We start from the raw sequence: 10,059 nt of genomic DNA on the forward strand, positions 1-10,059 counted from the left end.
TTTTATTATCTTGAGTATTTTATAAAAACATCGCTATAAAATATTCGAATTGTTTGTCCCGCTCATCTACATCGTTATAACTCTGCCTTTGAATAATAGCACCTTCAATCATCTGTAAAAATAGTTTAGCTTCATCATAAGAAGTATACGCTTTAAGCATTCTTAGCTGACTATAGATTTCATTGGTGAGCCACATTCTATATCTCACTGCAGTTTGATAAGCGTTTGGATAATTATTTTTAGTTTCAAAAATGGTTTTCAATAACAGGTAATACGGCCCTTCCAAGTCTGTATGTAAGTCATATAGTGTTTTGAGTTTGTCTCTCACGTTTGAGTCGTGGTCGTATTCCACCGTTGCAACGACTTTATCTTGTAGCCGTTGTTTTTGCACAAGCAGGCAAATTTCGATAAACCGCGCTTTGGACTGGAAGTGATGATAAAAAGTCATTTTTGTAATTTCAGACTCTTTGATAATTCTATCAACGCCCACTAAGTGAAAGCCGTGATGATGAAATAAATGAATTGCATGATTCACAACTTTTAAAGCACGTGTAGAAAGTACTAAAGGTGGCATATTTGTACCGTTTAAAATAATTTTTTGTTGTATATAAAAGAGATAGAAATGCCGTCACTCTTAAATTGAGTGCTAAAAACAGGCATGCAAAAGCAGCACAATAAAGGTGTGCTCGCCTATCTCGGGTTTATTGTTGCTATGATTTTTGAGTCGTAACGATTCTTAAGGTGCAGAAAACCTAGAGTCGATTAACCCGTTTTATAGACTGTTTAAATGGTATGGGCAGAGAGACTTTGGCAAAGGCCAATAAATGAGAAGAAATAGTACGCATAGCGAACTCCTAGATGAAATAGAAGTTCTACCCAATCACTGTCAAATGATTATGGTGGTAGAACGAAGGCGGGTTGACAGACCAGTCATCTAGGAACTGGCACGCCCGAAGGCGTCCCTCCTCCGTCCTACCGCTACGAAGGGAGACGAACGAGTTCAACACCAAAAAATTACTTTCTTGATGTTCTAGATGATGGCGACCTGTCAAAGTCGACTGGCAATGTAGGCCAGCAGGCAAAGGATAATCGGAGAGATTTGGGGTGTCAATGTGATATTGGCTAGAAAATGGATAAATAATTTTTTGTTTTTCATTAGATTAGATTCGTTAATCTATTGAATAGAATATATTATATTTGCTTAACGCACATTAACTTATAAATATGAATACTATCTCAGCTACTCTTTTATATGAACACCCAATTGAGGGTTGCATTAAAGATGCAAATGGCAATTTAAAACCTTTCCCTATTCTTGCAATTGATAATGTTCCATTAAATATATGGATGCATCAAAATGCGCGCGTTATTGACGTCATGAATGATTTAGTTCCAGCTCAAGGTTGGTTATATGATCATGATAGTGAGTTAGCATTAAGTAATGCATGGAAACTTCTTAAACCACAAGCTTATGAAAATGTATCTATTTCAACAGTGGTTCCAATCTTAATTTGCCCTGATGATTTAGATCTAACATGTAGCGTAATTATGGTTGAACAAATTGTTTCCGCAGATCAAGTCATATGGGCTCGTTTTGGTTACGCATTTAACCATATTCACGATGTTGTGACATCCGTAGTCTGGAAAAGCTCGACTTCTGTTCCTCAATTAAGTTTTTCGTTGAGCGAATTTGAAAAAGCATATAATGATTTAAAAGAATTAGACAAAAAATGGAGTGAAGGTTTTATCTAGTTTTTTTAAATATGACCACATATTGAAAGATGCTGCTCTTACCTTCTCTAAATATCATGTAATAAATTTAGGTTAAATAAATGTCTAATAGTTATAAATTTCAATTAAAAATGGAGCTAGATCTAAAATTAATCACGCCTGAAGAGATTCAGAACTGGGCCTTGCATGCACTAGAGAATGATCCAACAAATGAGCTAGCTTTAGACATCTGTTTTTTATCAAACACTGAGCAAATATTACAATACTTCAGACTCACGGAAAAAAGTGAATTTAGTGAAACTTCGGTAGATGAAATAACGAGGAAAGTTTTAGAAAATTTTATTTTTAAGTATATAAATATTGTGAATCATAAAGACCAGATATATCCTTTTTTTCAAAATATTGTTTCCATACATCCTTACTTAGAAAAAGAAGAATTACGGTTTTTAATTTACTCATATGAGACTCAACTAGATATGGCATTAGAAGGCTTTTCAGAATTAGAGCCTGAAACATTATGGGAAAATTTTAAATTAGAGTTAAAAGAACACCTTTCATCTCCAACTAATTCCAACAACTAAAATATGATCATTAATAGATCCCCAATTAGCTAATTTTATATTGATTAGATTCTTAATAATTATTTTCTGATTTAATTGATAGTTATATACTGTGATACACCGATAAAATGAATCATAAAATTCATTTTATCGGCTTGCCTACAGAGGCTTTTTAAGATTCCATTTTATTTTCTAATATAGTTTGGAAACTCTTTTAAAACCGTGCTACATAATTGACCTTTCATATCTTCACGTTTGCGTGCTTCAAATTGGTCCATACCTAATCTCATAACTTCTTTACCATACTTTTCACCTAGTTCATGTTTGGTACATTTGTCAGATTCATAAACTAATTCTTGTGAAGTATAGTGATAATTACAATCAAGTTGAGCACGGCTTAAAAAACCATGTAGTTGTACTGTTCTCTCGCAAGTTGTTCGCTGTAGATAAGTTTTAGGCTCTTGAGCAGCATAAACTGATGAACCTACCAATAAAGTGAAAGCTGTTACTAAAAAATTACGCATTATTTCCCCGATAAAATTATTAAAAGTATAAGTGGCAATGTTGCGGGTGTATTAAATAATAATTGTTTATAAGTGTCTATTAATAATAAGAAAGTTAGATAAATCCTCTTATCTTTTGAATATTTCATCACCTTAATAAAAATGTGGGATTAATTTTTAATGAATAAGTGATATAAGTTTTTATAATTATCTTTATTAGTTAAATTATTATTCTAGTTAGATAACATTCTATTAAGCGTTTAATAAAAGAGATTATAAAGCTATATAAGAATAGTTATAAAATAAAAATGAGAATTAACTTCATTGAATCAGTGCATTTAGTCTTTTGAAAGAGTATGCGATAGACATGCAAATAGATTTTTTTAAATAAAACTAAGATATATGTGAAAGTTGTTTTTTAAAGCAATTTTCGAATCAAAAAAATACGCATATTTAAATTTTTATAAGATCCGCAAAGAGCACTGTTTAGTCACCCTTACTGAAACAGTGCTCTTTGCTCCATCACAACTCCTATCCAGTAGAGTCCGATGCATAGAAATAGTGTATGGCTGTCTCACTTAAAATGTTGACTGTATTTTCAGTTTTTTTAAATGATATCAGCATAAAAATCACGTATATTAAAAATTAACAGAAGAATCTTCTTTGGTTTATATTTTGAACAGCACAGAATACACACTAGATCGCATAGATCGGAAAATATTATCTGCCCTTCGTGGAAATGGCCGTTTAACAGTTGCACAGCTCGCCGAAGAAGTCGGGCTTTCATCGTCACCCTGCTGGACTCGGCTCAAACGTTTAGAAACTCTAAAAATTATTGAAGGCTATACGGTAAACGTAAACCCAAAAGCGATTGGCATTCACGAGTTATTCTTTATTGAAATTACGCTAGAACGCCACGACGACGAAATGCTAGAAAACTTTAGTGAAGCTTTGGCAGATATTCCTGAAGTGGTCGAGGCGCATTTAGTTACGGGTGACTATGATTACTTGGTGAAAGTGGCCGTAAAAGATGCCGAACATTACGAACGCTTTTTACGTAAAAAGCTCTATTCGATTAAAGGTATTCGGCACACGCGTTCAACCTTTGCTTTAAGGCCACTTAAATCTGCCAATACTGCCGACTTAATGTTGATTGAATAATTGACTTATATAAGCCGCTTTAGGTGCTTCATTGTTTTAATTTGATTTTATTCAATGTTGCACATAAAGCCTTCTTATCGGCTTCTTTTAGCTGAGGGTGCTGAACTGGCCACATATAGCTACAGCCATGCGGTGCCTTGTTATTATTTTTCTTGAGTTCATAGGCAATATTTTTTAAAAGTTCGGTGTTTAAAGAACTAATTTTTAAACGTACTTCGCTTAAGTCCTGAGGCTTCCAGTTGGTTTCAGGGCTAGACAACCAATCTGCTCTATATCGGTACTGAATAGCTTTGGCTACATTCATTTGTGTCACTATAAACGGCTTTACCGTTTCGCTATTCAGTCCAAAAGACTCGGCTTCAGAAAGTGATTGGTCAAGTACTTTCTTTTCTTGAGCTAAATCTTCAATCGGTAAATGCTGCTCTGCTTTATAGCCTGCGACATCTTTCATATAAGATAAGCGCTCGTTAACTAAACGTGCTGTTTGATCATATTGATATGCTTGTGCCAATGAAGAAAAGCACATCAAAGCTGCCACTGTAGTCGCTACTTTAACCGTTTGTTGAGCGTTCTTAATATTTAACATTTAAGTACCTATCGAAATTATTGTTGTGCTGTCATTCCAAAGCAGTACTCTATTTTAAGAACACTCGAAAGTAAAATCTCACGATATGCTAAGTTCTTGGCTCCATGCAGAGTCAGGTTGATGATAGATGTGCTGGCACACTTGTTTTACAGATGAAATAAAGTGCGGGTTTTGTCCATCCCATTTTTCTACCATGCAATACGTCACATGTATGCCTTTGGGCTGAAACTCTCTTGCCAATGACTGCGATAACGCACGAATACCCGCAAACATACTTTGGCTTAATACATCGTGGTGAGGTGAATTGTGAGATGGTGCTCCAAGAAAAATAACTGTACCTCTTTGCTGCTTTAGCATCGGTTTAAGCACTAATTGCGACACGCTCACTGCACTTAAACCTGTAGTCTGCCAACTGTGCTCAATTTCTTCTAAAGATAAAGATTCAATATTTGGCGCAGATGAAAAATTTGGCTGAAAGACGCATAACTCAATGGTATGGCGATGCTCTGTTATATATTTCAGCAGACTTTTTAAATGCTTAGTATTTACCAAGTTTAAGCGAACACTTGTTATGCCATCATTTACAGAGCTAACTTGTATGTTCTGAACAATTGAATCATGTACGACTTGATAAACGTGTAATGGAGATTGGCTGTGTTTATCTAAAATTACAAAACTTTGATCAGGTAGTTCTATATCATGGCCTGCAACCACTACACAGCCCTGCTTTTTTTGAAACTTCTGACATATTGTTTTTAGCATATAAGTCTCTCAAAATTTTTCTTGGTATGGGCGTAAATCTAACTCATGTGTCCAGAGTTCAGCGCTTTGTAGGTAAAGCATCCAATAGTTTTCTGCTATTGCATTAAGATTAAGCCCACCTGTTCCACGTGTAAGACGCGCTAAACGGCCTAAACCAAATAAAGCTTTATTCACTCTATCCCCATCAACCATTCCATCAATAATGACATGCGCAATATGAATGCCTTGAGTTTTATATATTTGAGCTAAATTTAATGCATAAGCTCGTAAGGCAGATTTGCCCATCGTAAAAGCAGCGAAAAAGGGCTTTCCACGTAATGAAGCACTCGCCCCAGTAAAAATAAGCGTACCGTATTTTTGTTCTTTAAAAATTCTTAGACTGCTTTGAGAAACCAAATAAGCCGATAAAAATGTGGATTGCCACATTTGATTGAAAAATGAGAGTGGACTACGTAAAAAAATTGAGGGAATATTTCCTCCGACATTATGAATAACAGCAGTAATACGTTCGTTTTGACTAGTAATGGTGTCAAACAAGGCTTGTACTTGATGTATATCTTCAGCATCTAAACGAAATGCGGTAGCCTCACCGCCTTTTGTATGAATTTCGGCAGCGACTGCTTCAATTTTCTGGAAAGTTCGCCCAGCAACGTAAACTTTTAATCCTTCTTTTGCAAAACGATGACAAACGGCTGCACCAATCCCCTGTGAAGCTCCGACACCAATAATAACTGCACAATCTCGTGTTTTACTCGGTGGTTCTAATGACATAGTCGTTTCACCCTGTTTGTTTTTTATACCATAAAGCAATAAACGGACGATTCAAAATTTCTTTACCAAACTTTTTGCTTGTTCGAACCACTTCACCAAGTTGAGCAACCACAGCAATGTCCGCAATCGTTTGGTTATCTCCAACCAACCATTCACTTTGAGATAACACCTGCTCAATACGGTCTAAGTGTTTAATAAACTCTGCTTCAACATTTTCAGCTTTCATTCGACCTAAACCTTGGAAGAAGAGCTGTGTTTTTAATTCGGCTAAAATAAAAGCTTTTACCATTGGCTTTTCATACGCTGGGCGCCCAATGCTACTAATACGGATGGCTTCCTCTAAAGCCTCCGAGTCATTTACCCTTAAATACACTTCATAAAAATAAAGAGACTCATCTGCCCAGTCTTCCCACAGTTCGGCAAGTGCCTTCTGATTTGGATCTTCGGGATAAAGTCGCGGTGTATCTGGATAGGCGTCATCTAAATAACGAGCAATACGGGTACTGTCTTGTATACGTTGCCCTTTATCATCTATAACGGGCACTTTCCCCACTTTACTCAGCAAAGGAACTTTAGCACCAAGAATACCGTTATAGTTCACTGTATTAAATGAAATTCCCTTAAATTTCAAAGCCCTTGCAACTTTTTGACAAAATGGAGAAATTTCCCATTGATGCAAAATAATATCTGACATTTATTCACCTTTATTTTTTAATTGCCTGTTTTACTTGCCAGTTCTTTTTTGGAACTAATCAATAAATATACAGAATAGCTTTTTAAGTCAAACCAATTTTGATGACGGTCAAGTTTCCAAATCTAAGAATTATTTGATTTTTATTATGATTAAAAGAGCTGTGAGTGTTTACGTTATCTTTTAATTTATAGATTTTTGCAAAGCTATGTACCACAAAAATAAGATACATAGCTTTGAGTGATGTTTTGTTATAAAGCAACACCACAAATATCTTTTGCCCCAGTTGGGTAAGTAAACTGCATTTTTGGTTTATCTGTAACCAATTGAAGACCTACAGTTTTACCAGTTAAGGCCGAGTTAGCGAAATGATCTTGGTTAATTGCCCCCATAAAACTTATATATTTTAATTTATTTTCCATGGTAAGGTTCAAGTAGCCATAATTCACACCATTAATAATATAGCCAACCTGTTTAGTATTTTGATTTACATAAATACCTACTCTAACTTTTCCATCTGCTGGAACTTCTACTGGGTTATTAGTTCTATTGGCACTTAAATATGTTAAATGACCATTCCCATCAGATTTATATGTAGCGCCTAAAGAAGCGATTGCATCTCCATTTAATACACCAGAATAGTTATTACCTTTTGCAAACATTAAATTTAGTGTTAATTCCACTTTAGACTCTGAAGACCCAGTAATAATAAAACCATACTCATACATCTGAGAATTATTGCCAAGGTTAACCTTTAAGTTATTCACATCAAAAATAAACTCCTGAGCAAAAATATCTGAACTGCTAATAGCTTTATCTACAATGACAACATTGTCTGGTGCATCAGATGGATACTGGGTTTTAAACTGAATATATTTTTTAGAAGTGAACAATGAATCAACGTTTTTATTTGAGTAATAATGTATAACATCATAACCTGACTGATTTGCAATATTTAAATTAGCAACTGGCTCCGCATAACGATAACTAGCTGCATGAGCTGAATTTGCTACTTCAAAAGCCTTTATATCTTGCTGATTCGCATCAAAGTTATAGGTACATTCAGCAAAAGAGTTACTCATAGCTGACATACTTATTATTGTTGCTAAAATTATCTTTTTCACGTCATTATCCTTTTTTATATTTGAACATTTAGTATATATAAATACATAGATAATTTAACTAAATCCGATAAATGGTGCAATTATTGCCCCCCCTAATAATTAAAAGTACTAAATCTTATAATTAATAAAGCACTATCTCTTTTAAAGAAATAGTGCCTGAAATAATTAATAAGTCACTGTAACCACAACATTATCGGAGTAAGCACCTGGCCTACTTGCAATGGTAGTACCCTGCGGAATTTTCCCATAAACGGTTGTAGTTTGAGCGTTACCTGATCCTGTGCCAGACACTCCACCTGCTCCACCAATACTAGCTACCCCACCTGTAGCATCCCACACCGAACTATAGTTAGAATCTTTATATAACTGATAGGGAATAAACTCATTGTTGCTATTGGCCATACGTCTAAATCCACCGCTTATGCGGTTATTGCCATCCCCTAAATAAATCGTATATGGGGTTCCATAGTTACAGGTTGTATTTACAGCACCTTGAGCCGTATAGTCACGTTTAGTAATACCAATATCATTAATATTGCCAAAATCGACAGTTGAAGTTGAGTTTAATTGGCAAAGCGTCGGCACCACAAAGTTTGCTGTCAAAGTTACATTTCCAGAACTCCAACTGATGACATCCCCTAAACATAACACCGCTAGAAGATCCATATCCCAAAATAGTTGAACCGTAGCTGTATAGGTTCCTTGAGGGTATGCAATGAGCGATCCAGTTTGGGCGGGTACCTTCACATTTACCGAGTAACTAAGAATATTATTTGAAGCGACTGTTACCACTGGACCATACCAAACATTGGAAGTTTGATTGGTGGTAGAAGAACCTGCTCCACCTACAGTTGCTGTAACTGTATATGGTAACGATACGCTATTATTTGTAGTGGTTGCTCCTGTAAATACTGTCTTCATACACATAAACGGAGAAATTTGAGGTAGTAGTCCTCCATTCGTGCAACTAATTGTTCCTGAAAAGTTTACAGTTGCATCACTATTAATATTTGCTGCCGTGTAAATAAACGTATTATTTGTGGTTCCAGCTACCGTACAGGCAGCATGTGTTGGACTAAAAAAAGCATAAACGAGATAAAATAAGCAAATACCTATAAAGTACTTTAAAGATAAGGAAATTTTTTTATAGCTCTCTATTTGAGCCTTATTCATAATATTTAATGACATATATAAGGTCCCAATTTTTTAGTTGAGTACTGATTACTGTTATACGTAAATTCAACTTGGCATGAACCATGATCAAGAAGATCTACCTCAAGTTTGTTTTGTTTTAATAGGTTTGGAACAAATACTTCACCGTCATAGCCCACTACGGCATCTTGTTGCCCATTAATTCGAACGCTATAACCCGGTAATAATGGTGAGTTGTTTTTATCAACTACTCTCACCAAACCTGAAATAACCTGATGAGCACCAAAGTCGACTAAAGTCCCTTGGCGATAGCCTACTACTGTTTTTTGATCTGTAGATTTAACATTCCAATTTAAAGGCAGATATGATGGATCTAAATAAATATGGTTCTCTCTATACGGCATAAGGCTTGGTATAAGAAACCTGCCAGACTTGTCCGTTGTTCCTAAATTTATTCCGCCATTTAAAATTTGGCTTTGCGGTCCGGCATTGGTGACAACAGCATAACCATCTCCAATTTCATTCGCCGCAAATATACGGCCTGCTGCTGCAACTAAAGATCCTGTCGCTGAAAGTGCAACTTGGTCATTATCTCCAATTCGGTTATAACGACCTGTCAGGTACGCAGCTCGTGCTCGATAAGATCCATAGACCGATGCATTATTGTCATGCGTATCCTGATTGCGCTCAACATAACCACCCCATCCAAATGAACCAACTTGCGGTTCCGATAGAACAAATACTTCTTGCCGATAAGTCAATCTGCCACTATCACTAGATACGCTAGAAATTGCATTAACTCTGGTAGATGGTGTATAGCGAAGTGCAAAGTAAATGCCATAGTCCTTATGATTTTCATAATCCTTATATGCAGAACTATAAAAGCCCCAATTCTTGTTTAAACTTCCGCTTAAGTTGGCAGACAGTAACTTATACGAGTTATCACTGTATTTGATCTGGTTATAGCCGACATAAACACCATAACCCGTATAAAAGTTATAGTTAATCCCTGCCCTAA

The 10,059-nt window shown here is 35.6% G+C and carries 12 protein-coding genes; 3 read left to right on the top strand and 9 right to left on the bottom strand.

Annotated elements, in window-relative coordinates; all coding sequences use genetic code 11:
• Window positions 1-19 precede the first annotated feature (19 nt).
• The gene (locus ACLCEG_RS18645; RefSeq protein ID WP_410568739.1) at window positions 20-574 is read right to left on the bottom strand and encodes a TetR/AcrR family transcriptional regulator; all 555 of its coding nucleotides are present in this window, start codon (window positions 572-574) and stop codon (window positions 20-22) included.
• A gap of 650 nt (window positions 575-1,224) precedes the next feature.
• Here ACLCEG_RS18645 and ACLCEG_RS18650 point away from each other — a divergent pair.
• The gene (locus tag ACLCEG_RS18650; protein ID WP_410568741.1) at window positions 1,225-1,752 is read left to right on the top strand and encodes a hypothetical protein; all 528 of its coding nucleotides are present in this window, start codon (window positions 1,225-1,227) and stop codon (window positions 1,750-1,752) included.
• A gap of 80 nt (window positions 1,753-1,832) precedes the next feature.
• Window positions 1,833-2,312, top strand: coding sequence for a hypothetical protein (locus ACLCEG_RS18655; RefSeq protein WP_410568743.1), 480 nt, complete (start codon window positions 1,833-1,835; stop codon window positions 2,310-2,312).
• 164 nt (window positions 2,313-2,476) lie between these two features.
• Here ACLCEG_RS18655 and ACLCEG_RS18660 read toward each other — a convergent pair whose 3' ends face one another.
• Window positions 2,477-2,815 (bottom strand): hypothetical protein, encoded by a 339-nt coding sequence (locus ACLCEG_RS18660; protein ID WP_410568745.1) that lies wholly within the window; start codon window positions 2,813-2,815, stop codon window positions 2,477-2,479.
• A gap of 654 nt (window positions 2,816-3,469) precedes the next feature.
• On the opposite strand from ACLCEG_RS18660, the gene ACLCEG_RS18665 reads away from it, so the two are divergent.
• Window positions 3,470-3,955 (top strand): Lrp/AsnC family transcriptional regulator, encoded by a 486-nt coding sequence (locus ACLCEG_RS18665; protein WP_031944456.1) that lies wholly within the window; start codon window positions 3,470-3,472, stop codon window positions 3,953-3,955.
• Between the two features lie 28 nt (window positions 3,956-3,983).
• Here the strand turns inward: ACLCEG_RS18665 and ACLCEG_RS18670 are convergent, their stop codons facing one another.
• The 7 genes from ACLCEG_RS18670 to ACLCEG_RS18700 all read right to left on the bottom strand — a co-directional run.
• Complete coding sequence (locus tag ACLCEG_RS18670) at window positions 3,984-4,541, bottom strand: chorismate mutase (RefSeq protein WP_039254073.1); 558 nt, start codon at window positions 4,539-4,541, stop codon at window positions 3,984-3,986.
• A gap of 78 nt (window positions 4,542-4,619) precedes the next feature.
• Window positions 4,620-5,303, bottom strand: coding sequence for an SDR family NAD(P)-dependent oxidoreductase (locus ACLCEG_RS18675; protein ID WP_410568747.1), 684 nt, complete (start codon window positions 5,301-5,303; stop codon window positions 4,620-4,622).
• A 9-nt stretch (window positions 5,304-5,312) separates the two neighbouring features.
• Window positions 5,313-6,074 (bottom strand): SDR family NAD(P)-dependent oxidoreductase, encoded by a 762-nt coding sequence (locus ACLCEG_RS18680; protein WP_410568749.1) that lies wholly within the window; start codon window positions 6,072-6,074, stop codon window positions 5,313-5,315.
• Window positions 6,075-6,081: 7 nt separating this feature from the next.
• Complete coding sequence (locus tag ACLCEG_RS18685; RefSeq protein ID WP_410568751.1) at window positions 6,082-6,768, bottom strand: glutathione S-transferase family protein; 687 nt, start codon at window positions 6,766-6,768, stop codon at window positions 6,082-6,084.
• A gap of 248 nt (window positions 6,769-7,016) precedes the next feature.
• Entirely contained in the window at window positions 7,017-7,889 is an 873-nt protein-coding gene (locus tag ACLCEG_RS18690) for a DUF4882 family protein (protein WP_410568752.1), read from the bottom strand.
• 165 nt (window positions 7,890-8,054) lie between these two features.
• Window positions 8,055-9,077 (bottom strand): spore coat U domain-containing protein, encoded by a 1,023-nt coding sequence (locus tag ACLCEG_RS18695; RefSeq protein ID WP_410568754.1) that lies wholly within the window; start codon window positions 9,075-9,077, stop codon window positions 8,055-8,057.
• The coding region (locus ACLCEG_RS18700) for a fimbria/pilus outer membrane usher protein (protein WP_410568756.1) at window positions 9,068-10,059 on the bottom strand (992 nt) is incomplete at its 5' end. The genes ACLCEG_RS18700 and ACLCEG_RS18695, both read right to left, overlap by 10 nt.

Source organism: Acinetobacter sp. H1(2024), assembly GCF_046557555.1.
Classification (GTDB): domain Bacteria; phylum Pseudomonadota; class Gammaproteobacteria; order Pseudomonadales; family Moraxellaceae; genus Acinetobacter; species Acinetobacter seifertii.

What these genes read in the sequence shown, in the direction of transcription:
- ACLCEG_RS18685 (WP_410568751.1), bottom strand. Translation starts at nt 6,768, where the DNA reads ATGTCAGATATTATTTTGCATCAATGGGAAATTTCTCCATTTTGTCAA.
- ACLCEG_RS18670 (WP_039254073.1), bottom strand. Translation starts at nt 4,541, where the DNA reads ATGTTAAATATTAAGAACGCTCAACAAACGGTTAAAGTAGCGACTACA.
- ACLCEG_RS18655 (WP_410568743.1), top strand. Translation starts at nt 1,833, where the DNA reads ATGTCTAATAGTTATAAATTTCAATTAAAAATGGAGCTAGATCTAAAA.
- ACLCEG_RS18650 (WP_410568741.1), top strand. Translation starts at nt 1,225, where the DNA reads ATGAATACTATCTCAGCTACTCTTTTATATGAACACCCAATTGAGGGT.
- ACLCEG_RS18645 (WP_410568739.1), bottom strand. Translation starts at nt 574, where the DNA reads ATGCCACCTTTAGTACTTTCTACACGTGCTTTAAAAGTTGTGAATCAT.
- ACLCEG_RS18675 (WP_410568747.1), bottom strand. Translation starts at nt 5,303, where the DNA reads ATGCTAAAAACAATATGTCAGAAGTTTCAAAAAAAGCAGGGCTGTGTA.
- ACLCEG_RS18680 (WP_410568749.1), bottom strand. Translation starts at nt 6,074, where the DNA reads ATGTCATTAGAACCACCGAGTAAAACACGAGATTGTGCAGTTATTATT.
- ACLCEG_RS18695 (WP_410568754.1), bottom strand. Translation starts at nt 9,077, where the DNA reads ATGTCATTAAATATTATGAATAAGGCTCAAATAGAGAGCTATAAAAAA.
- ACLCEG_RS18660 (WP_410568745.1), bottom strand. Translation starts at nt 2,815, where the DNA reads ATGCGTAATTTTTTAGTAACAGCTTTCACTTTATTGGTAGGTTCATCA.